At 72.5% G+C, this 24,755-nt stretch carries 17 protein-coding genes; 7 read left to right on the top strand and 10 right to left on the bottom strand.

Annotation, left to right across the window (positions count from 1 at the left end; all coding sequences use genetic code 11):
- Position 1: 1 nt before the first annotated feature.
- Positions 2-2,947 (bottom strand): TAT-variant-translocated molybdopterin oxidoreductase, encoded by a 2,946-nt coding sequence (locus MKK55_RS02385; RefSeq protein WP_243933086.1) that lies wholly within the window; start codon positions 2,945-2,947, stop codon positions 2-4.
- 16 nt (positions 2,948-2,963) lie between these two features.
- Positions 2,964-3,623, bottom strand: a complete 660-nt coding sequence (locus MKK55_RS02380) for a cytochrome c3 family protein (protein ID WP_243933085.1) — start codon at positions 3,621-3,623, stop codon at positions 2,964-2,966.
- 353 nt (positions 3,624-3,976) lie between these two features.
- Between MKK55_RS02380 and MKK55_RS02375 the strand changes: the two genes are divergently transcribed.
- The 3 genes from MKK55_RS02375 (at position 3,977) to MKK55_RS02365 (ending at position 8,949) form a co-directional block, all read left to right on the top strand.
- Positions 3,977-6,550 carry an ABC transporter ATP-binding protein gene (locus MKK55_RS02375; RefSeq protein ID WP_243933084.1) on the top strand — a complete coding sequence of 858 codons (2,574 nt, stop codon included), beginning with the start codon at positions 3,977-3,979 and terminating at the stop codon, positions 6,548-6,550.
- 106 nt (positions 6,551-6,656) lie between these two features.
- Positions 6,657-7,847, top strand: coding sequence for a murein L,D-transpeptidase family protein (locus MKK55_RS02370; RefSeq protein WP_243933083.1), 1,191 nt, complete (start codon positions 6,657-6,659; stop codon positions 7,845-7,847).
- A 205-nt stretch (positions 7,848-8,052) separates the two neighbouring features.
- Entirely contained in the window at positions 8,053-8,949 is an 897-nt protein-coding gene (locus MKK55_RS02365) for an MBL fold metallo-hydrolase (RefSeq protein WP_243933082.1), read from the top strand.
- A 12-nt stretch (positions 8,950-8,961) separates the two neighbouring features.
- Here MKK55_RS02365 and MKK55_RS02360 read toward each other — a convergent pair whose 3' ends face one another.
- Together MKK55_RS02360 and MKK55_RS02355 are read right to left on the bottom strand one after the other, a co-directional pair.
- On the bottom strand, positions 8,962-9,150 hold the full coding sequence (locus tag MKK55_RS02360) for a hypothetical protein (protein WP_243933081.1): 189 nt from the start codon (positions 9,148-9,150) through the stop codon (positions 8,962-8,964).
- A 125-nt stretch (positions 9,151-9,275) separates the two neighbouring features.
- A complete protein-coding gene (locus MKK55_RS02355; protein ID WP_243933109.1) occupies positions 9,276-9,929 on the bottom strand; it encodes a DJ-1/PfpI family protein in 654 nt (217 codons plus the stop codon).
- A gap of 325 nt (positions 9,930-10,254) precedes the next feature.
- On the opposite strand from MKK55_RS02355, the gene MKK55_RS02350 reads away from it, so the two are divergent.
- Positions 10,255-11,799 carry a carboxypeptidase M32 gene (locus MKK55_RS02350; RefSeq protein WP_243933080.1) on the top strand — a complete coding sequence of 515 codons (1,545 nt, stop codon included), beginning with the start codon at positions 10,255-10,257 and terminating at the stop codon, positions 11,797-11,799.
- Between the two features lie 41 nt (positions 11,800-11,840).
- Here MKK55_RS02350 and MKK55_RS02345 read toward each other — a convergent pair whose 3' ends face one another.
- Both MKK55_RS02345 and MKK55_RS02340 read right to left on the bottom strand, forming a co-directional pair.
- Positions 11,841-15,317, bottom strand: coding sequence for an ATP-binding protein (locus tag MKK55_RS02345; protein WP_243933078.1), 3,477 nt, complete (start codon positions 15,315-15,317; stop codon positions 11,841-11,843).
- Positions 15,318-15,369: 52 nt separating this feature from the next.
- Positions 15,370-16,605 (bottom strand): exonuclease SbcCD subunit D, encoded by a 1,236-nt coding sequence (locus MKK55_RS02340; RefSeq protein WP_243933076.1) that lies wholly within the window; start codon positions 16,603-16,605, stop codon positions 15,370-15,372.
- Between the two features lie 241 nt (positions 16,606-16,846).
- On the opposite strand from MKK55_RS02340, the gene MKK55_RS02335 reads away from it, so the two are divergent.
- Entirely contained in the window at positions 16,847-17,623 is a 777-nt protein-coding gene (locus MKK55_RS02335) for an endonuclease/exonuclease/phosphatase family protein (protein WP_147727785.1), read from the top strand.
- Here MKK55_RS02335 and MKK55_RS02330 read toward each other — a convergent pair.
- Positions 17,556-18,992, bottom strand: coding sequence for a phospholipase D-like domain-containing protein (locus tag MKK55_RS02330; protein WP_243933074.1), 1,437 nt, complete (start codon positions 18,990-18,992; stop codon positions 17,556-17,558). The two genes, MKK55_RS02335 and MKK55_RS02330, sit on opposite strands and share 68 nt — an antisense overlap.
- A gap of 220 nt (positions 18,993-19,212) precedes the next feature.
- Between MKK55_RS02330 and MKK55_RS02325 the strand changes: the two genes are divergently transcribed.
- Positions 19,213-20,343, top strand: a complete 1,131-nt coding sequence (locus tag MKK55_RS02325) for an alpha/beta hydrolase (RefSeq protein WP_243933072.1) — start codon at positions 19,213-19,215, stop codon at positions 20,341-20,343.
- 16 nt (positions 20,344-20,359) lie between these two features.
- On the opposite strand, the gene MKK55_RS02320 is transcribed toward MKK55_RS02325, so the two are convergent.
- Positions 20,360-22,492: an FUSC family protein gene (locus MKK55_RS02320; protein WP_243933108.1), complete on the bottom strand. Its 2,133-nt coding sequence runs from the start codon at positions 22,490-22,492 to the stop codon at positions 20,360-20,362.
- 163 nt (positions 22,493-22,655) lie between these two features.
- On the opposite strand from MKK55_RS02320, the gene MKK55_RS02315 reads away from it, so the two are divergent.
- On the top strand, positions 22,656-23,633 hold the full coding sequence (locus MKK55_RS02315) for a right-handed parallel beta-helix repeat-containing protein (RefSeq protein ID WP_243933070.1): 978 nt from the start codon (positions 22,656-22,658) through the stop codon (positions 23,631-23,633).
- Positions 23,634-23,640: 7 nt separating this feature from the next.
- On the opposite strand, the gene MKK55_RS02310 is transcribed toward MKK55_RS02315, so the two are convergent.
- Both MKK55_RS02310 and MKK55_RS02305 read right to left on the bottom strand, forming a co-directional pair.
- Positions 23,641-24,144: a CAP domain-containing protein gene (locus MKK55_RS02310; RefSeq protein WP_243933068.1), complete on the bottom strand. Its 504-nt coding sequence runs from the start codon at positions 24,142-24,144 to the stop codon at positions 23,641-23,643.
- A 124-nt stretch (positions 24,145-24,268) separates the two neighbouring features.
- Positions 24,269-24,484, bottom strand: a complete 216-nt coding sequence (locus tag MKK55_RS02305; RefSeq protein WP_147842420.1) for a hypothetical protein — start codon at positions 24,482-24,484, stop codon at positions 24,269-24,271.
- Positions 24,485-24,755: the final 271 nt, after the last annotated feature.

Genomic DNA, 24,755 nt, shown 5'->3' with positions numbered 1-24,755 from the left:
GTCAGCCCTCCTTTGCCGACGGCGCGAGGCTCGCGAGGTAGGTCGTCCGCGGGCGCGTGTTCAGCTCGCCGAGCAGGGCGTAGTTGCGGCCGTCCGCTCGCGCCGAGGCGATCCGGCTGCCGGGGTCCGAGAGGTTTCCGAAGGTGATGGCGCGGGTGGGGCAGGCGCCCTGGCAGGCGGTCTCGACGGCACCGTCCGGGATCGGCGCGTGCGCGTCCTTGGCCGAGTCGATGCGGGCCGCGGCGATGCGCTGGACGCAGTAGGTGCACTTCTCCATCACGCCGCGGGCGCGCACCGTCACGTCGGGATTGCGCTGCTGCTGCGCCACCACCGGCATGTCGCCGGTATAATCGAGATAGTTGAAGCGCCGGACCTTGTACGGGCAATAGCTCTGGCACGTCCGCGTGCCGACGCAGCGATTGTAGACCTGCAGGTTCAGGCCCTCGCTGTCGTGCAGCGTTGCCTCCACCGGGCAGCCGACCTCGCAGGGTGCGTTCTCGCAATGCATGCACGGCACGGGCTGGAAATGCGTCTCGGGCGCATCGAGCGTGCCGGAGAAGTAGCGGTCCACCCGCAGCCAGCCCATCCATCGGCCGCGCTCGACTTCCTCGCGCCCGACGACCGGGATGTTGTTCTCGGATTGGCAGGCGGTGATGCAGGCGTTGCAGCCGATGCAGGAATCGAGGTCGATCGCCATGGCCCAGGCGGCCTCCGCGCCGCGTTCTGCGGCTGCGGGCTTCGGGTAGAACGAGACCAGCTCGTAGGCCTTGGCATCGCCGACCGGCTTCGCGCCCTGGTGCTGGACGCGGACGAGATCCATCCCCTCCATCGTGCCGAGATCTTGGGTGGTCGCGGGCATCCGGCGCTGGCCGGTCGCGGCGAGCGTCGCGCCCTCCAGCAGCCATGGGTCCATCGCCGGCCGCAGCACGTTGGCGGCGTATCCCAGGCCCTTCGCGAGGTGATCGGGCACGTTGCGCCCGTAGCCGAGCCCGAGGCTGACCGTGTTCTCGGCCTGCCCGGGCGTAATCCAGACCGGACCTTCGATCGCGCGCCCGTCCGCGGCGATGCGCACGATGTCGCCGTTGGCGAGCCCACGTCGCTCGGCGAGCTTCGGGCTGACACCGACGACGTTTTCCCAAACGATCTTCGTCAGGGGCTTGGGCAGTTCCTGCAGCCAGCCGAGATCGGCCAGCGTCCCGTCCCAGATGGTGGGGTCGGGGCGGAACACCACCTCGATGGTCTCCTGCGGCGCTTCCGGAGGCTTTGCCGGCGCCGAGGCGGCCTCGGTCAGCACCGTCGTCTCGGGCTTGGCCGCGCTGTCGGGCAGGAAGCCGCTGCGCAGGGCCTCCTCGAAGCGGGCCTGGAACGTGGCGTCGGTCTCGGATTCGCCGCGCATCCGCTGCTTCAGCAGATCGAGGCCGTTGCCGATCGTGCCCCGGTCGAGGAATCCCAGCAGCTCGTTGGCGGCGCGGCCGTTGTAGAGCGGCGCGACGGTCGGCTGGATCAGGCCGACGGTGCCGTCGAGGGAGCGGGCATCGCCCCAGGATTCGAGCGGATGCGCCAGCGGCAGGTGCCAATCGGAATGGGCCGCGGTCTCGTCGTAGTAGAGGCCGGCATGGATCTTCAGCGGCACGCGCTCCATGGCCTGCGCGAAGTCGAGGGCGCCCGGCGCCTCGTAGACCGGGTTCACGCCGAGCACGATCAAGGTCTCGACCGAGCCCTCCGCCATGGCGGTGCTGAGGTCGCGGAGCGTCCCGGCGCCGATCGCCTGGGCCGGTGCGGTATGCCGCACCGTCGTGCCGGCGTTGCCCAAGGCGCCGTTGAGCCGGTGGACGAGCGCATGCAACGCCGGCGAGCCGCTGAGCCCGGTGGTGACGAGGCCGGCGCCGCGGGCCGCGTTCAGCGCAGCGGACGCACGCTCGAGCCAAGCCGCCGACGCGTCGTTGGCGGAGGATGCCGTTCCGCCCTCGGCGAGGCTCAGCAGGTCCCGCGCCAGGGCTTCCATCCGCGTGGCGGCGACCGCGATCCCGTAGTCTGCCTTGGCGCTGGTCAGCGTCGGCGTCGCTGCGGCGGCGTGGAGGGTGAGGAGGTTGCCGGCCGCGTAGGATGCCTTTCGCGCGTCGCTCCAGCGCCGCGCCAGCCCGACCTGCCCGGGGCCGAGGTCGAGCATGTCTCCGTCGAGGGACACGATGGTTCGCGTCTTGGCGAACTCGGGAAGCGTCTCGACCGGCCGGCCGAAGGCGCGCCGGGCTCCTTCGTAGAGGCCGTCGCGCGCGACGCCTGCGCTGACGTACCAGCGCATCGCCGGATAGGTCTTCCGCATCCGCGCGATCTCGGCCTCGAGCGACGGCGAGGTTACCGGGCCGGTAAGCAGGGCGAGGCCTTCGCCGCCCTTCGCCTGCCAGGCCGGCATCTGCGCCAGCATCGCGCCCTGGAAGGCGGCCCACGAACTCGGCCGCCCGATATGCTGCACCGCCTGCGAGCGGAACGGATCGTAGAGGCCGAGCACCGAGGCCTGCGCCAGCACGTCGGTGCCGCCCAGGCTCCAGGGATGGTCGGGGTTGCCCTCGATCTTCAGCGGGCGGCCATTCCGGGTGGTGACCAGGATGCCGTTGGCGAACCCGTCGAGCAGCGCCGACGAGGCGTAGCTGAGCGGCGCGCCGGGCAGGATCCGCTCGGGCGCGTTGACGTAGGGCAGCTCGTAGTGCCGCCCGTCGCTCGAGTCGCAGGCGGACAATCCGGCAAGCGCGAACGAGGCGGCCATCAGCTTCAGGAAGCCGCGCCGCTCCGGCGAGGCCGCGAGCCGCGCCGCGGCGGGAAACTCGGCCTCCAGGTAGCTTCGGAACTCGGGCGTGTCGGCGACCGCGTCGAGGCTGCGCCAGAAGGCCGGCCCGTCGCCGGACGCCAGGCGCGCGCGGATCGCGCCGATGTCGTGATGCCCGGTCATGTGCGGTCCGTCCCCATCAGCGATGACAGATCGCGCATTCGGTGAGGCGCTCGCCCCCCCGGATGTGGTTCTTGGCGACGAGCTCGGGCCCGAGGGTTGCCTGGTTCTCAGGCGGCTTCCACGTCATGTTCCAGACCTGCTCCTGCGGGCGGACGTACTTCGCCGGATCGCGGTGGCAGTCGAGGCAGAACTGCATCTCGAAGGCGTTGGCGCGGTAGGTCATCTGCATGCTGGTCACGTCGCCGTGGCAGGTCGAGCAGCCGATCCCCTTCGTCACATGGACCGAGTGGTTGTAGTAGACGTAGCTCGGCAGCTTGTTCAGGCGCACCCATTGAAGCGGCTCGTCGCGCGCGAAGCTGTCGCGCACCGGCTTCAGCATGTCGGACCCGGTCCAGATCTGCGAATGGCAGGTCATGCAGGTGTGGGTCGGCGGAATGCCGGCGGTCGCCTGGGTCTCCACCGTCGTGTGGCAGTAGCGGCAGTCGACCCCGAGCTCGCCGGAATGATGCTTATGACTGAACGGCACCGGCTGGGCCGGGGCGACCCCGACGCCGGTGACGTAATCCGAGCGCACGATCCCCGCCGCGACGATCGGGATGCCGGCAAGGCACGCCACGCCGGTGAGCAGGGCGAGCCGGTAGATCGCGTCGGCGCCCGGCGAGAACAGCTGCGCCATCAGGCGATGGCCCGCGGGCGCCGAGACCGCCGCATGTCGTCGGTGGAGAGCGTCACCAAGATGTTCGACCCTGCCTCGCCATGCCCGCAGCCCGGTCCCGCAAGGTTGACCCGGTCTGCACCGTCAAAGCAATGCGACGGAGGTTCGCTCTTGCCCGGCCGATGCCACGCGCTATGGAAGAATTCCAAGCTGAGCGACAGGGGGCGATTGGCCGCGTTGTCCGCCGGCGAGCGCGGCGTGTGGTGGCGCGCTTTTCGCGGGACCGAAGAGCGCCTATGCGCTGGGAGGCGGCGTGCGATCCGGCGGCCGCCCGGGACCGGCCGATGCGAAAGCCTTCGATCACGTGAGCGGCCATGGAGCCTGATCCGATCGTTCTCGCCTGGCGCGCGGCGCGCGGGCGCCACCTCGCCGCGGTCGCGCTGGCGCTCGGCCTCGGCGGCCCGCTCTGCATCCTCGCCCTGCTCTGCCTGCGCGACCTCGTCCACACCCTGGGCCACGACGAGGCGACGGCACTGGTCTTCCTGCGCGTCGCCATCGCCCGCACGGCCGACGATTTCGTCCTGGTTCCGGGCTGGAGCCTGGCGCCGCTCGACCTCGAACGCGCGGCCTTCTTCGGTCTCTCCGCCTGCGCATTGGCGCTCGCCGGCCTCGGCTGGTTCGTCGCCGCCCTGAGCTTCTCGGCCCAGAGCCGTGCGGTCCTGCGCATGCGCGAGGCCGCGACCGCGGCGATCCTCGATGCGCCGCCGGGTGCCCGCGAGGAGGCGCGCGGCCTCGCCGGCCTCCTCGGGCAGGCGCTCGGCCGGGTCGACGGCCTGCTCGCCATCGGCATCCTCGTGCCGGCGATGGCGCTCGGCGCGATCCTCGTCGCCCTGGGCTTCGCCGCCCTGGCCGCCCCGCGGCTGGTGCCCGCCGCGGCGGTCGGCCTGTTCGCGGCCGCGATGGCGCGCGAGCTGATCCTTCGCCGCTCGGCCTCGCGGAGCGCTCTGCGCCTGCGCTCGAGCGCGCTTGCGGAGCGGACGCTCGGGGATCTGGTCCGACGCATGCCGGCGGTGCGGATCCACGGCTCGGCGACCCTGGAGCGCGCGCGCATCGCCGAGAAGGCCGCGGCCACCCGCGCGGCGCTGGCGAGCGCCGAGGCGAAGCTCGCTTATGCCCGTGCGCCCTCCCTGGCGCTGTCCATCATCCTGCCGGCGATGGCCGCCGGTGCCGCCCTGTGGCGCGGCGGCGGCAACGGTGCGCCGCCCGCCCGCGACGTCGACCCCGCCGCCCTGGTCGCGGCGGCCGGCGCCTTCGCGATCGCGGCGATCCTGATCGCCCTGACGCTCAACCTCTGGCGTCTGCGCGAGGGGTTGAAGCCGGTCTTCCGCGAAACCACCCGCACGATCGCGGCCCTGGAGGGGCGACGCGGGCGCAAGGGCGGGCTCGCCGTCCCCCGCGCCGGCGATCTCGCGGCGCGGAGCGTCGGCGCCTACGACGCGGCGACCGGCGAACGGCTCTCGGGGGTCGACCTCACGCTGGCGATGCCCTCGCACGTCGCGATCACAGGCATCCGCGGCAGCGGCGCCCGGGTGCTCGCGGCGATCCTCGCGGGCCAGGTCGCGCCGACGGCGGGCAACGTCACCTATGCCGGGCACGATCTCGGCGCGTTCGACGCCGCGGATCGCGCCCGCCGCATCGCGTTCGCCGCCGGCGAGGCGATCCTGGTCGAGGGGACGCTCCGCGCCAACATCCTCTACGGCGCCGATCCCGCGGCCGCTCCCGATCAGCCCGCCTTCGTCGAGATCCTGCGGATCACCGGGCTCGATGCCTTCGCCTATTCCCGCGGCCTCCTCGCCCGGGTCGATCCGGTCGCCGCCCCCGACTTCGCCCGCGCCCTGGTGGCCGCCCGCGCCACGATGCGGACGATGCTGATGGCGGAAGGGGCGGAGCGCCTGGTCGAGCCGTTCGATCCCGCCCGCTACAACCATCAGGCCACGGTCGGCGAGAACATCCTGTTCGGCGAGCCCGTGGGCCAGTCCTTCGCGCCCAAGCGCCTCGCTCGCCATCCCTACATGCGCGCCGTGCTGGAGGCGGAAGACCTCGTCCGCCCGCTCACGGAGATCGGCCTCGCGGTCGCGCGCAGCACCGTCGAGATCTTCGCCGATCTTCCCAACGACCATCCGCTGTTCGACGCGTTCTCCCTCTTTCCGGCCGACGAGCGCGGCTACTTCGAGGATCTGGTGGTGCGCCAGCCGAATGCGGTCGCGCTGCGTCGCGGCCCGGCGGGCCAGCGCGACCGCGAGCGGCTCATCGGGTTGGCGTTGCGCTACAGCGAAACCCGCCACCGCTTCGGGCTGATCGACGCCGCGTTCGAGGAGCGGCTCGTCGCCGCCCGCCACTCCTTCGCGCGGATGCTGCCGGCGCATCTCGCCGCCGCGGTCGAGTTCCACGATCCCACGCGGATCAACCCGGCGGCCAGCGTCGAGGAGAACCTGCTGTTCGGCCGCGTCAGCCTCGGAGAGGCCGGGGCGGAGCCGCGGGTGCGGGCGATCGTCCGGCGTGTGCTGACCGAGGAGGGCCTGGAAGCGTCGGTCTATCGGCTCGGCCTCGACAGCCGGGTCGAGCCCGGAAGCGCGGGCACCGGCTCGGTGCTCGGCGAGGGCGCGATCCCGGTCGAGACCCGGATTGCGATCGACCTCGCCCGCTGCCTGATCCGCCAGCCCGACATCGTGGTCGTCGCGATCCTGCTCGACGAGCGCAAGCCCGCCGAGATCGCGGCGCGGATCACCCGCCTGCGCGCGGCCCGGGCCGGCCGCGGCCTCATCGTCTGCGTCCCCGACGCCGCCGACCTCGACGTCCTCGACCCGTTCGATTCGGTGATCGCCGTGGAGAACAGCACCGTGGTTCCAGTGCCGGCGAAGCCCGCCCGCGCGCTCGAGCCGGCATGAAGCCATACGGACGCCGTATTGGCCGCACAGGTTCGGGCCGCGTGCCCGTCCCGTGCGCGGCCGTGTCGGCCGCGGCGTCGCGCGACCCTCCCGCCCCGGCCCCGCGATGCCTCCCGCCCACCGTCTGAAAGGTCTGGTCCAGACCGGCTTCGCCGTCGTGCTCGCCCTGCTGTTCGCGGGCGACGCGTCGGCGCAGAACGCCAAGGCCGAGGCGCCGATCCCCGCCGCCACCCTCGCGCTGATGGCGGCCAAGGGCACGAGCCCGCAGGCGCCGGTGCTGTTCCGGGCCTATAAGAAGGATTCCGAGATCGAGGTGTGGAAGAAGGCCGCCGGCGGCCGCTTCGTTTACCTCAAGACCTTCCCGATCTGCCGGTGGTCCGGCCAGCTCGGTCCCAAGCGCAAGAACGGCGACCGGCAGACGCCGGAGGGCTTCTACATGGTGCCGCAGCGCCAGATGAACCCGAACTCGCACTACTACCTGTCCTTCGACGTCGGCTACCCGAATGCCTACGACCGGGCGCATGGCGGAACCGGCTCGGCGGTGATGGTGCACGGCGTGTGCTCGTCGATGGGCTGCTTCGCGATGATGGACCACACCGTCGGCGAGATCTACGCGATCGCCCGCGACGCGCTGAAGGGCGGGCAGGCGGCGTTCCAGTTCCAGGCCTATCCGTTCCGGATGACCGCGGAGAACATGGCGCGCTATCGCACCGATCCGAACATCGGGTTCTGGCGCGAGCTCAAGGCGGGCGCGGACCGGTTCGAGGCGACCGGCGACGAGCTGCAGGTCGGCGTCGAGGGCGGCCGCTACGTCTTCGCGCCGTCGAAGGACCCGGCCAAGGAAGCCGCCGTCGTCACCCGCCGAGCGGCGGAGGAGGCCCGCATCGCCGCCTTCGTCGACGATGGGGCGGCCGCGATCCGCACCAGCTATTCCGACGGCGGCCAACACGCTTTCTGGGCGGCGCTCGCCGCCAAGGGCACGTCGCTCGGCGAGGTCAGCCGCCCCGAGGCGCTGGCCTATGCCGGGTTGGAGACGATCGTCATCCCCGCCCGTCGGCGCGCGCCACCGGTGCCCGAGGCGACCTGGGCTGCCTGGGCGGCGCCGGGCTCGCCCCTGTCCCCGACCCATATGGCCGGCTTCGTGCCGTCCTACGAGCGCGAGGCCGATCGCTTCGACGGCCTCCTTTCCCGCTACCGGGACCGGCTTCCGCGGCTCGTCCGGGCGTCCGGCGCCGGCGATCCGACGGTGCCCGTTCGGGCTCCGACCGGTCCGCTCGCCCTCGCCGAACGCCCGTGATCTCCGAAACGCGAGGCGTGGATGAGACTTATCCCATGTGCGGGCTCGCACATCGCAGCGTGCGGCGGCCACCCATCTCAACCCCTGTCAGAGAGCGGCGATGAGAAAACCACCGTCCGCCCACCGCCTCGGTCGCATTGACGGCGAAGCGGAGAACGGTTCCAGATCGAAGGCGATCGGACCATCCGAACGAAAACGACCCGTGATGACGATGTCGAGAAGTCCAGTATCGGACGGCGGTCTCACGCTGCGCTTCTGGGGCGTGCGTGGTTCGACGCCGGTGAGCGGCCCGGAATACGCCGAGTTCGGCGGCAACACCCCGTGCATGGAGGTGCGCTGCGGCGAGCGCCTGTTCGTCGTCGATGCGGGCTCCGGACTCTACGCGTGCGGCCAGCACAACCGGCAGGACCTGCCGAAGGACGTCGATCTTCTCTTCAGCCACCTCCATCTCGACCACACCGGCGGACTGCCGTTCTTCAAGCCGGCGGTGTTCGATCCCGAGCGGACCGTCCACACCTGGTGCGGGAACCTCGACGGGCAGTCGGCCGAGGACACGCTCGGTCGGTTATACGCGCCGCCGCTCTTCCCGGTTACACTCGACGTCCTGCCCTGCACGCTCAAGCATCACGGCTTCCGTGCCGGCGAGACCCTGACCTTCTCCGACGGCGCGACCGTCGACACGATCCTGCTCAACCATCCCCAGGGCTCTGTCGGCTATCGGTTCGAGCATGACGGGAAACGGCTCTGCATCATCAGCGACATCGAGCACACCGATCCCTGGCCGGACGCCGCCCTGATGCGCTTCGTCGAGGATGCAGACCTGATCGTCTACGACGGCATGTTCACCGACTGCGAATACCCGACCTGCCGAGGCTGGGGCCACTCGACCTGGCAGAAGGGCGTCGAGCTGGCGCAGGCCGCCCGCGTGAAGGCGCTGGCGATCATCCACCTGCATCCATGCCACTCCGACGCGACCCTGCGCGCGGTCGAGGCGGACATGCAGGCGATCATGCCGACGGCCTACATCGCCCGCGAGCGCCAGCGCGTCGAGGTCGGCGCGACGCCGGCACTGCGTCGCGAGCCGCTGATCCGCATCGCCTGACACCGTCACGGCTCACGCCACCGGGCGTCGGCGCCCGCGCATCAGGTAGGCGAAGAAGCCGAACAGCGCGACGCCGATGATCACGCCGCCCCAGCCGAAATTGGTGAGCACCTGCCCGTCGATCGGATGGCCGATCCGGCCGAGCGCCACGAGCAGGCCGAGCGCCGCGATGACGGCCGAGACGAGCATTCCGAGGATCATGGCAGGTCCGGCGTAGTGGTCCAGGATGGCGGCCGTCGCCTCGCGACGGCTTCACCTGCCAGAATGCTTACCCGTGGTTGCCGTTCCGGCGCGCCCGTTCACGGAGGCGTGCGCTGCGGGGCGGTTCACCGGTTGCGGCTCGCAGCCAGTGCGCCCGCGACGAGCGGCGCGAGGATCGCGTCCGCCGCGCGGGTGATCGCGGGGCCGGCCGCGGACGGGCTTCCGGCATCGAAGGGCGGGCGCGGCGCGTATTCCGCCACGAGCTGGCTGGTGCGGGCATAGGCCTCGCCGCGGAGCTTGGCCGCGAGCGCCAGGGCGAAATCGAGCCCGGCCGAGATGCCGGCCGCGGTGGCGCGGTTGCGATCGAACACCACGCGTTCGTCGACCGGCACCGCGCCGAGCAGCGGCAGCACGGTGTCGCGCACGCACCAGTGCGAGGTCGCGCGGTACCCCGAGAGCAATCCCGCTGCTCCAAGGATCAGCGACCCGGTGCAGACGCTGGCGACCCAGGCGGCCCGGTCGGCGCGATCGCGCAGGAAGGCGAGGGTCGCAGCGTCGCGCATCTGGTCGGGCGTGCCGTCCCCGCCGGGAACGAACAGCACGTCGAGGTCGCGCGGGCAGGTCTCGAAGTCGGCGGTGGCGAGGAGGGCGAGCCCGGTGTCGCTCGCCACGGGACCTGCCGCCCGTGCGACGAGATGCAGGTTTCCCGGTGCGAGGCCCGCGAGGATCTCCTGCGGCCCGACGACGTCGAGCGCCGTCATGCCCGGAAATAGCAGCATGGCGATCCGCACCGGGCGACCGTCCGGGATCGCCGCGGGTTCGGGCGCGGTGCTTGCCGCCGATCCTCCGACGAGGCCAGTGCAGGCCAGGGCTGCGGCGACGAAGGCGCGGCGATCCACGAAACGGCTCCGGTGTCGGCGACGCCTGCGGCGCATCGCGACCATATGGGGTTTTCGGCTCGGAAGGCGCGGTCGGGCTCGCCGATATGGGCTCGCGAGCGTCTTCGGCCCCGGTCGGGGTGTTCGCAGCGCCGACGGCCGCCTATGACGAGAGCACCCATCCCGGCCGTTCGCGGCCGGATCGTCACCGCGGGGCCTTCGCATCGTGAACGTCTATTCCAGCCTCGAACGCCGCTTCGCCCGCCTCGACGCGATCGGCGCCGCCGCCGGCATCCTCGGCTGGGACTCGCAGACCCTGATGCCGGACGGTGCCGCCGACGGCCGCGCCGACCAGCTCGCGGTCCTGCGCGGCATCGCCCACGAGATCCTGACGGCGCCCGAGACCGCCGACGCGCTGTCGGCTGCCGACGAGACCGCCCTCGACCCGTGGCGGGCTGCGAACCTCGCCGAGATGCGCCGCCTCCACGCCCATGCCGCGGCGGTGCCGGGCGACCTCGTCGAGGCGAGCTCGCGGGCGATCTCGAAGGCGGAGATGGTCTGGCGCGAGGCCCGCGCGCAGTCGGATTTCAGGATGCTGCTGCCGCACTTGGCCGAGGTGCTGCGACTCCAGCGCGAGATCGGGGCGATCAAGGGGGCGGCCCTCGGGCTCGGCACCTACGACGCGCTGCTCGACGAGTACGATCCGGGCATGCGGCGCGCGACCATCGATCCGCTCTTCGCCGATCTGCGCACCCGGCTTCCCGGGCTGGTGGCCGAGGCACGCGAGCGGCAGGCGCGCGAGCCCGCGCCGCTGCCGCTCGACGGCCCGTTCCCGGTTGAGGCGCAGCGGCGGATCGGGCTGGCCTTGATGCGTGCGCTCGGCTTCGACTTCGCGCGCGGGCGCCTCGACATCAGCCTGCACCCGTTCTGCGGGGGCGCCACCGACGACGTGCGGATCACCACGCGCTACGACGCCGCCGATTTCGGGCGTGCGCTGATGGGGGTGCTGCACGAGACCGGCCACGCGCTCTACGAGCAGGGCCGCCCGGCCGCGTGGCGCAACCAGCCGGTCGGCAAGGCCCGCGGCATGAGCCTGCACGAGAGCCAATCGCTCATCGTCGAGATGCAGGCCTGCCGCAGCCGCGAATTCTTCGCGTTCCTGGCGCCCCTGGTCCGTACGGAATTCGGGCGCGACGGGGCCGCCTTCACGCCCGAGAACCTTCACCGCCTGCACACCCGGGTCGAGCCCGGCTTCATCCGGGTCGACGCCGACGAGGCGACCTACCCGGCGCACGTCCTGCTCCGCTACGACCTCGAATCGGCCCTCATCGCCGGCGACCTCGCAGTGGCCGACCTGCCGGGCGCGTTCAACGACGGCATGCGCAACCTGCTCGGGCTCGAAGTTCCGAACGACCGCCTCGGCTGCCTGCAGGACATCCACTGGCCGAGCGGCGCCTGGGGCTACTTCCCGACCTACACGCTCGGCGCGATGGCCGCCGCCCAGCTCTTCACCGCGGCCAAGCGCGACGAGCCGGGGATCCTGCCGGGCCTCGCCGCGGGCGATTTCGCGCCGCTGCGCGGCTGGCTGCGTCGCCACGTCCACGAGCAAGGCAGCCGCCTGCCCACCGATGCGCTGCTCGAGCAGGCGACCGGCCGCCCGCTCGGAACCGAGGCCTACCTCGCCCACCTCGAAACGCGCTACGGATCGGCTAGAGCATTTTCATGCGAAGTGGATCCCGGCTCGCGTGAAGGAAACGCGATCTTACAATAAGATAGAGCAATTCCCGTGATCCAGGGATCACGCGAATTGCTCTAGAGCGGGATGATGTCCACCGCCGAGCCGAGACGCGCCTGCGCGAGTTCGGCGACGTGGCGGTGGTGGGTGAACAGGATCGGCTGCACGGTGCCGCCGATCGCAGCGAGCGCTTCGAGGCCGTGGCCGGTCCGCGCGTCGTCGAAGGTCGAGAACAGGTCGTCGCCGATGAAGGGCGCCGGCTCGGACTTGCCGGCGTAATCCTCCAGGTAGGCCAGCCGCAGCGCGAGGTAGAGCTGGTCGCGGGTGCCCTCGCTGAGGCCCTGGACGTGGACGGTCTCGCCACCGGCGCGGCGGGCGACGATCAGCGCCTTGTCGGCCTCGTCGTAATCCTGCGCGAGGCCGGAGAACCCGCCCCCCGTCAGGGCCGCCATGATCGCGCCGGCCCGGGTCAGCAGCGGGTCCTGCTGCCCCGTCCGCTGGCGGGCGATGGCGGTGCCGAGCATCAGGCTCGCGAGCTTGAGCACGGCCCATTGCCGGGCGCTCGCGTGAAGCTCGGCCTCGGCCGCCTTCTTCTGCGCCAATGCCAGCTCGGCCCCGGTCCCGCCCTCCAGCGCCTCGCGCCGGCGCTCGCTGCGATCGCGCTCGGCGAAGGCCGTCTTGCCGCGCTGGTCGAGGTCCTCGTCCTCCATCGCCAGGCTGCGCAGCCGCGCCTCGATCGCATCGGCGTCGATGGTGGCGAGGTCGGCACGCAGCGCGTCTTCGGGAACGCCGTCTGCGGCGCGTGCCAGCTCGACGCGCCGCGCGAGCGCTTCCGCCCGCAACGCGCGCCGGGCGACGAGGCGGCCGTGCAGCGCCTCGACCGCGTCCTGCGCGTCGGCGCCGAGGTCCGGCACCGTGTCGGCCAGAAGACCCGCGAGATGGCCGAGCGAGTCGTCGCGCGCGCGCATCGCCGCTCCGGCCTCCCGCTCCGCCTCGTCGCGCCGCTTCGCGAGCTCGCGCCGGCGGGTCTCGCTCGCCTGCGCCTCCTGCAGCCGCGTCTGCAGGCTGCGGATCGCGGCGCTCGGCTGGATGTGGGCGAGGTCGGGGGCGAGCGCCGCGATCAGCGGCGTGACGGCGGCGTGGTAGGCCTCCATGTCGCGGCGGATGCCGGCGACGCGCGCGCGGCGGTTCTCGCGCTCGGCGAGCGCATTCGGCACCGCCTGCCAGGCGGCGAGGGCGCTCGTCGCCATCTCGGTCCCGGCCGCGCCGTCGAGCCCGATCGCCCGCACCGCGTCGTCCCAGGCATTGCGCCAGGCCGCCTGCTTCGCCTTCGCGTCGGCGAGCGCCGTCGTGGACCGCGCGATGCCGATCGCGGCGGCGCCGATCCGCGCGTTCGCCTCGCGGGTCGCCTCCCATCGCGACGCGATCGCCGCAACGCGCTCTTCCAGGCGGCCGAGGATCAGGCCGACGTCGAGGCCGGCGAGGTCGGTCAGTCCCATCCTTTCGGCAAGATCCAGCAACGGCGCCCGTGCCGCCTCGATCCGCTCGGTGCGGAGCGCGCGATCGATGTGCCGCTCGTCGAGATCGCCCTTGCCCTCGATCAGGGTCTCGGCCTCACCGAGCCACGCCGTCATCTCCGCCGGGGTCGAGGGCGCGATGCCGGCGGGGCGCCACAGGTCGACCCAGGCGGCATGGCCTTCCGCGACCTCGGCTTCGATCTCCCTCAGGATCTCGTCGGCGGTCTCGGCCTCGGCGAGCTCGGCGTCGAGGCGCAGCCGGTCGGCGGCGTGCTCCGCGACGCGGGCGGCGTCGGCGGCGAGATCGTCGGCGAGCCGGTCTGCGGCCTGCGCCAGGCGCTCGTAGGCGGCGATACTCCCCGGCGCTTGCCGGACCCCCTCGCTCAGGGCTTCGCGGAGTGGCGCGAAGGCGGCGTCGCGCTCGGCCCGAAGCGCAGACAGGTCGGAGAGCGTCGCGATCGGCCGGCCGGCCTCGCGCTCGCGCAGGCGCCCCCGCCGCGTCGCGACCTGGCGCCGGGCGGCGTCGCGGCGCTCGACCGCCAGCACGCGCTCGCGCTCCTTGCCGTCGATCAAGGCCCGGAAGCGCGCCACCGTCTCGACCGTCGGCAGCGGCGCGGCGGCGAGGGCCGCGACGTCGGCCACCGGTGGCGACAGACGGGCCGCTTGCCCGCGCAGCACCTGCTCGGCCCGCCGCACCGTGGCATCGAGGGCGTCGCGCTCGGCGATCACGCCGCGGATCGCCGCCAGCGGGCGTAACGTCTCGCGGAAGGGGGTCGGATCGACCGGCGTGCCGCCTTCGGCCACGTCGCGCAGCAGGCCCTCGTGCTCGGTACGCGCCGCGGCGAGGTCGCGCTCCAGCCGGGCGATGGCGGCGGCGTCCTCCTGCCCATCGCGGATCAGGGTTTCGACCCGGGCGCGGACGGCGTCCGAGGGCTGGCGCCGCGTCAGCGCCTCCACGTCGGGGAGGCCGACCCGCACGGCGAGCCGGGCGAGCTCGGCGTCGAACTGGTCCGCCTCGCCCTGGATGCGGGGCAGGTCGACCCCGTTCTTGTCGAAGCGGTCGATCCCGCGAAAACCTTCCAGGATCTCCTCGGCACGCCCGATGAGCCCGGCATCGACGGCGACGGCGGCGAAGGCCGCCCGGGCCGCGTCCGCCGCCGCATCGATGCGCGCGGCGTCCGCCTGCCGGGCGCGCAACGCGGCGCATGCCTCTCCGAGGCGGTCGACCCAGGCGTCGGGAACCTCGACCAGCCCCGGTTCGGCGTCGTCCCGCGCTGCGAGCCCGTCGATCTCGGCGAGCAGCGGGCCGACGCGCCGGAGGCGGGTGAGGCGCGCCTGCTCGGCCGCGATCCGCATCCGCTCGGCCTTGATCGCGTCGAGCGCGTTCCCGGCGGTGGCGATGCTGTCGTTGAGGTCGCGCCAGTCTCCGGCGCGCAGGCCGGTGTCGCGGATCGCCTTCCGGGCGTCCTCGTAGCGGTCGAACGCCTGGTAGAAGCTGCGGTCCTGGCGCTTGCGCGGCCCGTAGATCCGGTCGGACTCGGCCTCGAGGCTCTTCTGAAGGTCGCTGTAGCCGCGCAGGCCCGAGGCCGCCGCGAACAGGCTGGCGCCGAGCTCGCCCTCGGCGAGCAGCATCTCCCTGGCACCCTCGCGCAGGCTGTTCGCGTCGAGGCCGAAGGCGCGGCAGAACACCTCGCGGGTCAGGCCGCCGAGGAAGGGCGCGAGCACGGTCTCCGGCAGGGGCGCGTCGTCGGCGTCGACCAGGGTGTTGCGGTTGCCCTTGCGGCGGCGGAAGCAGAGCGTCCGTCCGTCGGCGCTGCCGATCTCGGCGCCGATCCGCAGCTGCGGCATCTCATGAAGGAAGGCGTAGGCGGTCCGTGTCCCGATGCCGAAGAGCAGGTCGGTCACCGCGGCGAGCGCCGAGGATTTTCCCGCCTCGTTGGCGCCGAGGACGACGTGCAGGCGCGCATCGGCGCGGAAGTCGACCCGGCGGCCGGTGAAGGGGCCGTAGCGTTCGAGGTCGAGGCTCAGCAGGCGCATGGGTGTCTCCGCACCGCCGGGCTTCGGCGAGCGTCCGGTGAAGTCGCGCGGCTCAGCATGCGCGCTTGGTCAGGCGGCCGAGGATCATCGCCTCGGCCTCGGCGCAGAGGGTGTCGAGGTCGGCGGCGAGGTCGCCGTCCTCGGCCGCCGGCATCTTGGCGGCGATCTCGGCGAGCGCGGCGGTCGCGCGCGCGCGAAACTCCGGGTCGTGGTCGATCTCGGCGAGGAGCGTCGCCGGGTCGATGGCGTCGACGACGTTCTCCCGCGGGCCGCTGCTCGGGCGGGCTGTGTCGATCCTCAGCTTCTCCAGCCAGATGTCCTCGTGGACGCGGTCGGCGGCGGCCTGGATCTCGGCGGTGAGGTTCTCGCGGTCGGCGGCGAGCCGGTCGTGGGCGGCGGTGACGCCGGTGAGGTGCACGCGGACCGCGAGCAGGCGGCCCTCGGCCAAGGCCACCAGCGGGCGCAGAGCCGCCTCGACCAGGGCCACCGCCTCGCTTTCGCTCTCGGCCGCGTCGACCGCCACCGTGAGGCTGTGGAAGCGCGCATGATCGACGATCAGGCGGCGCACCGCCGTGACCTGCCCGTCGCCGACCTCCACCACAACGGCGCCCTTGGGGCCGCATTCACGGATGCTGCGACCCTGGAGGTTGCCCGGGAACAGGATCCAGGGATCCTGCGACAGCTCGGCATATTCGTGGATGTGGCCGAGCGCCCAGTAGTCGTATCCGCGCGCGCGCAGGTCGGCGACGGAGCAGGGCGCGTAGGTCGCGTGCTGGGCGTGCCCGGTGCAGGAGGTGTGCAGCACGCCGACGTTGAACCAGCCCGGCACGGCTGCCGGATAGGCCAGCGACAGGTTCTCGTCGACCGCCCGGTTGGGAAAGCTCTGCCCGTGAAGCGCGACCTTCAGGTGGTCGAGGCGAAGGGTCTCGGGCTTCTTTGTCGAGAAGGTGCGCACCGCGTCCGGCAGGGTGATCGCCTTGGTGATCACGCTCTCGGCGTCGTGGTTGCCGCGCACCAGCACCACCGGGATGCCGGCCCGGTCGAGCCGCGCGACCTGGCGGGCGAAGAACAGGCCGATCGAGTGGTCGGCCCAGTCGCCGTCGTAGACGTCGCCGGCGACGATCAGGAACGCGACGCGCGCCTCGATCGCATGGCCGACCAGGTCCTCGAACGCGCGCCTGCCGGCGGAGGCGAAGCGCTGGGCGATCTCGGCGTTCCGCGCCGAGAGCCCGGCGAGCGGGCTGCCGAGATGCAGGTCGGCGGCGTGGATGAACGTGAAACGCGTCATGGTCCCCGTGATCTGGGTCCTCGGGATCCGGAGCGCTGCCCCGCGGCAGGTCCGAACGGATCGAGATGGGTTCTGGGCGCTCGCGCCGCGAGGCTCAAGGGTCGAGGGTGGTTGCGTCAACAGGGCAACGGGATCATCGGTCGCGCGTTGGGACGCGGGCGTGATACCCCCGCACCCCGTCCCGGTCTCGCGCCTGCCCGGGGCTGTCAGGCGAGCGCCGTCAGGAGCACGAACGGCCCGCATGGCAACGATCCAGGTTTCGCCGGCGTCCCTCGGCCTCGACTCGGTCGCGCCGGCGCCGATCCGCCAGGCGGATGCCGCGGCGGTGTCGCGCAAGGTCGTCAGCTGGAACCTGCTGCGGCGCACGGGCGCGGCGGTCGAGGACGTCGTCGCCCTGATCGAGCAGGAACGGCCGGACCTGCTGCTGATGCAGGAGGCGACCCGCGAGATCGCCGGGATCACCGACCGCGTCGGCGGATCCTATGCCTGGGTGCCGCTGCCGGGGCGCATCCACGGCCTGGCGATGTGGTGCCCGACCCCGTGGGCGAAGACGCCGACCGTCGTCAAGCTGCCGTCCGGCGCGGTCGTGCACCGGGTCTGCCAGGTGCTCGATTTCGGCGATTTCGGCGTGGCCAACGTGCACCTGTCGCACGGCCAGATGCTGAACCGGCGCCAGCTGCGCCGGATCGTCGGGATGCTGCCGGAGCGCTCGGCGATCCTCGGCGACTACAACATCGTCGGGCCGGCGCTGGTGCCGGGATTCCGCGACGTCGGCCCGCGCCGGCCGACGCACGCGATGGTCGAGATGGTGCCGCTGCGCCTCGACCGCTGCCTGGTGCGCGGCCTCGTCTGCCGCGAGCACGCGGTGCTGCCGCGCGGACCCTCAGACCACCGCCCGATCGTCGTCCATCTCAGCCCGGCCCCGCCCGGCGAGGCGCCGCGCCTGCGCTTCAGAGGTATGGCAGCAGCAGTCGCACGCCTGCGTCGCGCAAACGGACGGGCAAGACCCGCGCGTTGATCGCGTCCAGGGTCAGCGGCGTCTCCATCTTGGCGCGGATGAAGCTCTCGAGCTGCGCGGCGAGATCCGCGTCGTGGATCTCGACGTTGAGCTCGAAGTTCAGCCGGAAGCTGCGCATGTCCCAGTTCGCGCTGCCGACGAAGCACCAGGCCCCGTCCACCACCGTCGCCTTGGAATGGTCGAAGGGCGGCTCGTCGAGCCAGATCCGCACGCCGTTGCGCAGCAGCGGCGCGATGTGCGCCCGCGTCGCCCAATCGATGAAGTGATGGTCGCTGATCCGCGGGATGACGATGTCCACCGTGATCCCGCGCTGGCTGGCGAGGATGAGGGCGTTCATCACCACCTCGTCCGGCAGGAAGTAGGGGGTGACGACGCGGACCGAGCTGCGCGCGCAGGCCAGGGCCTGCAGGATCACGAACTCGATCTTCTCCACGTCCGCGTCGGGCCCGGAGACGACGACCCGCGCGATCGATTCCCCGACCGGTTGGAGGTCGGGGAACCAGTCCGGCCCTTCGAGCGCACCGCCGTCGGCGAAGGCCCAATCGGCCGAGAAGGCCAGCATCAGCTGCTCGACCACCGGGCCGGCGACGTGGAAATGGGTGTCGCGGATCGGGTGGTCCGGGCGCGTCCGCAGGCGGTTCGGCTGCGAGATGTTGAGGCCGCCGGTGAAGGCCTCGCGCCCGTCGAGGATCAGCAGCTTCTTGTGGGTGCGCAGGTTCAGGAACGGCATGCGCCAGGGCAGGCCCGAATGCATGAACAGGGCGGCCGGCACGCCCGCGGCCCGCAGGCGCCGGAAGGCCGCGGCGCGGAAGTAGCCGCCGCCGATGCCGTCGATGATCACCCGCACCGCGACGCCGCGGTCCTGCGCTTCCTTCAACGCCGCGCAGAAGGTCCGTCCGGTGGGATCGTCGCGGAAGATGTAGCTGGACAGGGCGATGCTGGTTCGCGCCGCGCCGATCGCCGCCAGCATCGCCGGATAGGCCGCGTCGCCGTTGCGGAACAGGCGGATCGTGTTGCCGGCCAGCGCCGGCAGGCCGGAGATGCGGCGCACCGCCCTGTCCAGCGGCCACATCACCTCGGGGACGATGGCGTCCTCGGTGCTCGGCGCGCCGGGCGCCGCGGAGGGCTTCGACTGGAACTTGCGCGCGCGGCGCTCGACCCGGTTGATCCCGAACAGCAGGTACAGGGACGTCCCGAACACCGGCGACAGCCAGGCGAGCCCGATCCAGCCGACCGCGACGCTGACCCGGCGCTTGCGCAGCAGCGCGTGCAGGGTGACGCCGAGCGCCAGCACGGTGCCGATCACGGCCGCGACGTCGGCCCTCAGATGTGCGGTGGACTGCAGCCACCGGATCAACGCGTCTTCCAAAGGTCGTGTCCGCTCTCGATGTCCCGCGCCGATATACGGGAAACGGCGCGATGCGCGCGGACGCGGCAGCGTGTTTTTTCCGTGAGCGCGATAGGGATGGCCGATCGTCGGGCGACGATCGCCGATGATCGTCCGCGCTGCGCTGCGATCTCCGTTGCCTGGGCGCCGCGAGAATGATTCATCTCCTGCATCGGACGCCAGATCCGCATGGGAGAGAACGATGCCCGCACCATCGAAGCCGAAACCGCCGGCCGAAGGCCGAAACGCGGCGGACCTGGACCTCGGCGCCGTGCCGCGCCGGGACGTCTTCCGCGGCCTCGCCGCCCTCGGCCTCGGTCTGGCGGCGACGCCGGCCTTGGCGCGCGAGCCGGCGGCACCCGCCATCGCGCGCGAGGAGTTCCGCGTGCCGACGGGCGAGGACGGGATCGAGCTCTACGTCCGCAACAAGCACCCGGCGGGGCAGGCGCGCTTCGCCGCCGACCGGATCCTGCTCTACGTCCATGGGGCGACCTACCCGGCCTCGACGGCGTTCGACCTGCCGCTCGCCGGCCTGTCGATGATGGACTACCTGGCCGGGCTCGGCTTCGACGTCTACCTCGTGGACCTGCCCGGCTACGGGTTCTCGAGCCGCCCGAAGCAGATGGACCGGCCGGCCGCGGACAACCCGCCCTTCATGCGCACCGCCGACGCGGCGAAGGCCGTGGGCGTCGCCGTCGACTTCATCCTGAAGCGGCGCGGCGTCGAAAAACTCGACCTGATGGGATGGTCCTGGGGCACCTCGACGATGGGGCTCTACACCACGACCCACAACGACCGGGTCAACCGCCTCGTGCTCTACGCGCCGCAATGGATCGCCAAGGCGCCGCCGAACCTCGGCACCTCCGGGCCGCTCGGCGCCTACCGCACCGTCACCCGCGACAGCGCCCGGGACCGCTGGCTAAAGGGCGTCGCCGGGGACAAGCGCGCCGACCTGATCCCGGCGGGCTGGTTCGAGCAATGGGCGGATGCGACCTGGGCCACCGACGCGGCCGGCGCGGCCTCGTCGCCGCCGGTGCTGCGCGCGCCGAACGGCGTCGTCGCCGACTCGCAGACCTACTGGCAGGCGGGAAAGCCGCTCTACGACCCGGGCGAAATCCGCGTCCCGACCCTGATCATCCACGCGGAATGGGACGCCGACCTGCCGAGCTACCAGGCGCAGGAATACTTCACCCAGCTGACGAACGCCCCCTACAAGCGCTTCGTCGAGCTCGGCGAGGGCACGCATACGGTGATGATGGAGAAGAACCGCATGCAGTTCTTCCGCGAGGTCGCAGCCTTCCTTCAGGAGGCCGAGCCGCAGGCGCTGAACTGAGCCGGTCGGGCGCGGGTCACGCGGCCGCGCCCACCGGCGTCTCCCGCACCTGCCCCGGCCGCAGGGTGCCGGTGAGCAGGTCGACCTGGGCGACGAGGCGCTGAAGCTGCGGGCTGCGCGCCTCATCGGGGCGGTCCGGCAACGGATAGCGGTGCTCGGCCAGCGCCGCGAGCGTCGCCGCGATCCAGGCCTTCCACGGGCCGTCCTCCGCGCCCGCCGGCGCGCCGGCATGGCGGAGCACGGTGAGACGGGCGCTGATCCGCCGGAGCGTGGCGTCGGCGACCATCGCCGCCTCGACCTCCGGGTGGTGACCGGCGCGCGGCTGCTGCAGGGCGCGCGACAGGGCGGCTTCGAGGTCGTTGAGCGCGAGGCCGGCGCTCCGGGCACAGGTCGAGAGCTTCGCCTCGCGCTCCGAAAGCGGCGTCTCCGCGAAGGCGGCTTCCGCGAAGGCGGCATGGCTCGCGAGCGCGCGGCGCAGTTCCTTGCGGACTTGGTCCGGCTCCCAGATCGGCCACAGCAGCAGGCAGCTGACCACGGCGATCAGCCCGCCGAGGATGGTGAACAGCGCACGCATGCCGACCACCTCCCAGGAGGAATGGCCGGGCGTGATCACCTCGATCAGCAGCACGATCAGCGGGGTCAGGCAGGCGACGAAGACGCCGTAGCTGACCTGCCGCGCGGCGAAGCCGACGATGCTCAACGGCAGGATCAACGCGATCTGCATCAGCGGCGTCGTCGCCATCTGCGCCAGCAGCGCGCCGACGAGGCCGCCGAGCACGGTGCCGCCGATCCGCTCCAGCGCCCGCTGCCACGTCGCCGAGTAGAACGGCTGCATGGTGAGGACCACGGTCATCACCAGCCAATGCGAGAACGGGCCGGCCCAGATCAGCGTCGCCGCGAGCGCCGGGGCGCAGACCGCGCTGGCACGCACCGCGTGGCGGAGGTTGGCCGAGGCGAGGGTGAAGTTGGTGCGCAGCGGCCCGAAGAACCGCGTGCGCCAGTCGAGGCTGCCGCCGTCGGAGAGCGCCCCGCCGGGGCGGTAGCCCTCCGGCGTCGAGAGCTTGGCCCCGATCCGGACGCGCTCGATGATGCGCTCGGCCAGGCGCGCGAGGATCGGCGTCGCCTCCAGCCCTTCCGTGGCGCGGGCGATCGCCGGCTCCAGGCGCGGCAGATCGAGGTCGACGTCGTCGCGGATCGCCCGGGCGATGGCGATCAGCAGCGGGCGCAGGCGCCGCAGGAACAGCTTGGCGGCGGCGCGCCGGTGCGGCTCGGGCGCGCTCTCGATCAGCTCGGCGATGCCGATCAGGCCGGAGAACAGCTGCTCGGCCGTCTCCAGGCGCAGCAGCGCCTGTGCCGTGCGCTCGGAGACGCGCTCGCGGGAGCGCGCGAGGTCGAGGAGGAGCGCACGTGCGGATTCGATGCCGGCGCGGACGCCGCGGCGGTGGGCGCGGGCATGGCCGTCGAAGGCGGCGGCCACCGTCTCGGGCGCGGCCGCGAGCTTCTCGAGATCGCCGGTCAGCCGCGCGAGCGCGTGCCAGACCTCGGCGATGGCGCGATGGGCCGCGCGGTAGGGGTGCAGCCGCCACAGCACCAGCGCCAGCACGGTCGCCCACAGCCCGCCCGCGAGGAACATCGCGGCGATGATCGCGGCTTCCTGCGGGCTCAAGGGTCGGTCCATGGCGATGCAGAGCACCACCACGAGCACGTTGCCCGCGGCCTGGGCCTGCACGCTCCAGACGCGGGCGTAGGCGCAGGCGAAGATCACCGCGCAGGCGGCCGGCACGACCACGAGCGGGCCGTAGGGCTGGATCAGCCCGAACACGCCCCAGATCAGGGCGCCGAGCACCGAGAAGGCGGTGAGCACGCGCAGGCGGATGCGGATCGGGCCGCCGGTGTCGCAGAAGCAGGTGAGGTTGGCTGCGAGCGCCATCGTCAGGAGCGGCGGCCACTGAATCCATTCGTTGGCCAGCAGCACGATCGCGAAGGCGAAGGCCGCGCGCACGCCCTCGACGAGGCTCAGGCCCCGCGGGTCGAGGGCCACCGGCAGCCGCGTCAGGTCGGAGCCGGGCCGGCCGAGGCTCCCGCGCCCGCCCGTGACCCGGCGGCGGCGCAGGCGCACGACCGTCCGCTTCGCGGTCTGCTTCGGCATGCTCGGGACGGGGTCTGCCAACCTTCGGCTCCAGCGCCGGATCGGACCTCGGCGCACCGGAGGTCTAGAACCCTTCGCCCGCGAGCGGAACCGCCGGGGCCGGCATCTCGGACCTGCGCGGCCTTATCCTGAAAATGCCGTCGTCGCCCGTCATCTCCCGGCGATGATCGTCAGCCTGCCGCCGGCCCCGCCCGCCCTCGTCGAACCTGCATCCGCCCGGCCCTGCGATGCCGCGACGCGCGCCCGCCTGCTGTCGCCTCCGAGCCCCGGCGACGAGACCGTCAGCCTCGCGTGCTCGATCGGCTTGAGCCCCGGCGACCACGTCCTGCGCCGGGTCGTGATCGAGGGGGCGGAGGCCTCGAGCACCGAGATCGACTGCGGCGGCGCGACGATCGGCCGGGCCGAGCCGGCGCCGACGCTCGCGGAGCTCGCGGTCGAGATCCGCTCGCGCGCGCCGACCGTAGCGGGGGGGATCTGGTCGCGGCCGAGCGGCGTGACCCTGCGCAACTGCCGCATCCTCGGCCACATTCGCGTCTGGGGCATGGGCCTCAACGGCCAGGGGCTCGCGGTGAAGGCGTCCTCGCACAGCCTCGGCCATACCGAGCGGGCACAGGCCGCCGCGCCGACGCAGGTCGCGATCCGCGATTCGACGATCACCGCGCTCGGGCACATCCCGATCTACCTCGCTCCCGGGGTCACCCGTTTCACCCTCCAGGGCTCGACCCTGAACGGGCGCTCGGGCGCGGACGCGATCTACCTCGACGCCGAGAGCGCAGACAACGTGATCGCCGACAACACCATCGACGTCGCGATCGGGCGCGAGGCCATCGCCGTCGACGGCTCGGCGCGCAACCGCATCACCGGAAACCGCATCGCCCAGCACGGGCAGGGCGGCGTGCGGCTCTACCGCAATTGCGGGGAGGGCGGGACGGTCCGCCACCAGAGCCCGTCGGACAACGTGATCACCGGCAACGTCTTCACCGGCGGCGGCGGCCTGTTCGGGTCGACGGCGATCGTCGTCAATTCCCGCGGCGGATGGCGGCTCTATTGCGGCCAGGATGCCGGCTACCCGTTCGGCAGCAGCCGCGACGATGCCGACGGCGGCACCGGCAACGTCGTCGAGCCGAACACGAGCGAGTGATCCGGCCTCAGCCGCCGGCCATCACGAGCGCCCAGAAGCGCTTGTAGCGGGTGCCGGGCGCGTCGACGCGGGCGATGCCGATCCGGCGGATCTGCGGGATCAGCATGTTCTTGTTGTGCTCGGGCGAGGCCTTCCAGCGGGCCAGCACCTGATCGAAGGTCTCGGAGCCGGCGCTGAGGTTCTCGGCCGACCAGGTGCGGCCGAGCCCGGCCGACGCCATCCGCGACGTGAAGCTGCCGCCGGCTTCGTGGCTGAGCTGGCCGGTGCGGGCGTTGTTGCCGGCCTGGAACGCCGCCGCCGTGGCCAGCCCCGCGTCGACCGTCACCGGTCCGAGCCCGTGCTGCGCCCGGTAGCGCGAGATCGCGGCGGCGGCAGCGGTCTCGTCGAGGATCACGGGGCTCACCGGGCCCGGACTCTCGAGGATCGTCGGCGTCCCGCAGGCGGAGAGCGCGAGGGCGAGGAGGCCCAGGCCGGCGAAGGCGTTGCGGTGGCGGCTGGCGCGGTGGGTCATCGGAAAAGGGTTCGCTGGCGGTACGGGCCGTCGCCTTGGCCCGGCCGATGCGGCGAAACCGGGGCGCGCGGACGCCCGCACGACGCAAGGGCGGACGCCTGTGCCCGCGACGCCACGCCCAGCCTCAGATCCGTGTGCCCGGATCGCGCAGCGGCGCCCCGCAGCGCCAGCCGGTGATCCGGTATTCCGGATGCTCGACGACCCAGCGGGCGAGCTGCGGCTGCGCGACGTGCTGGCAGGCGCGCGGCGTGGCGACGTCGAGCGGCATGCGGCGCGCCTCGCAGGTCTCGGGAGCGCTCGCCATGCACGCGGTGAAGTACAGAAAGAACACGCCGGTCATCGCGATCCTCCGAGAGCCGCTGCCCTACGGCGCGCGGCGACGACGCTAGCACCGTGACGGTAGCCGTCGATGCGCCGATCCAACGCACCCCGGGGCTCAGCTTGCGTGGGGTCCCGACGGCCGGGGCCGAGCAGACGCGGGCGGCTCGGCACCTTGCCGGCCCGTGACGGAAGCGATCACCCGGTATTCGGCGCTGTCGATCGGGGACGATCGATCCTCGTTCCCGCATGGCCGCGGCTCGGCCGCAGCTTGCATGCGCCTTCGCACGATG

Source organism: Methylobacterium sp. J-059 (genome assembly GCF_022829485.1).
Lineage (GTDB): Bacteria > Pseudomonadota > Alphaproteobacteria > Rhizobiales > Beijerinckiaceae > Methylobacterium.
This window is presented reverse-complemented; position numbering and strand designations above follow the sequence as displayed.

Coding starts and splice junctions, on each gene's coding strand:
- MKK55_RS02385 (WP_243933086.1), bottom strand. CDS start 2,947: ATGACCGGGCATCACGACATCGGCGCGATCCGCGCGCGCCTGGCGTCC.
- MKK55_RS02380 (WP_243933085.1), bottom strand. CDS start 3,623: ATGGCGCAGCTGTTCTCGCCGGGCGCCGACGCGATCTACCGGCTCGCC.
- MKK55_RS02375 (WP_243933084.1), top strand. CDS start 3,977: ATGGAGCCTGATCCGATCGTTCTCGCCTGGCGCGCGGCGCGCGGGCGC.
- MKK55_RS02370 (WP_243933083.1), top strand. CDS start 6,657: ATGCCTCCCGCCCACCGTCTGAAAGGTCTGGTCCAGACCGGCTTCGCC.
- MKK55_RS02365 (WP_243933082.1), top strand. CDS start 8,053: ATGACGATGTCGAGAAGTCCAGTATCGGACGGCGGTCTCACGCTGCGC.
- MKK55_RS02360 (WP_243933081.1), bottom strand. CDS start 9,150: ATGATCCTCGGAATGCTCGTCTCGGCCGTCATCGCGGCGCTCGGCCTG.
- MKK55_RS02355 (WP_243933109.1), bottom strand. CDS start 9,929: ATGCTGCTATTTCCGGGCATGACGGCGCTCGACGTCGTCGGGCCGCAG.
- MKK55_RS02345 (WP_243933078.1), bottom strand. CDS start 15,317: ATGCGCCTGCTGAGCCTCGACCTCGAACGCTACGGCCCCTTCACCGGC.
- MKK55_RS02340 (WP_243933076.1), bottom strand. CDS start 16,605: ATGACGCGTTTCACGTTCATCCACGCCGCCGACCTGCATCTCGGCAGC.
- MKK55_RS02335 (WP_147727785.1), top strand. CDS start 16,847: ATGGCAACGATCCAGGTTTCGCCGGCGTCCCTCGGCCTCGACTCGGTC.
- MKK55_RS02325 (WP_243933072.1), top strand. CDS start 19,213: ATGCCCGCACCATCGAAGCCGAAACCGCCGGCCGAAGGCCGAAACGCG.
- MKK55_RS02320 (WP_243933108.1), bottom strand. CDS start 22,492: ATGCCGAAGCAGACCGCGAAGCGGACGGTCGTGCGCCTGCGCCGCCGC.
- MKK55_RS02315 (WP_243933070.1), top strand. CDS start 22,656: ATGATCGTCAGCCTGCCGCCGGCCCCGCCCGCCCTCGTCGAACCTGCA.
- MKK55_RS02310 (WP_243933068.1), bottom strand. CDS start 24,144: ATGACCCACCGCGCCAGCCGCCACCGCAACGCCTTCGCCGGCCTGGGC.
- MKK55_RS02305 (WP_147842420.1), bottom strand. CDS start 24,484: ATGACCGGCGTGTTCTTTCTGTACTTCACCGCGTGCATGGCGAGCGCT.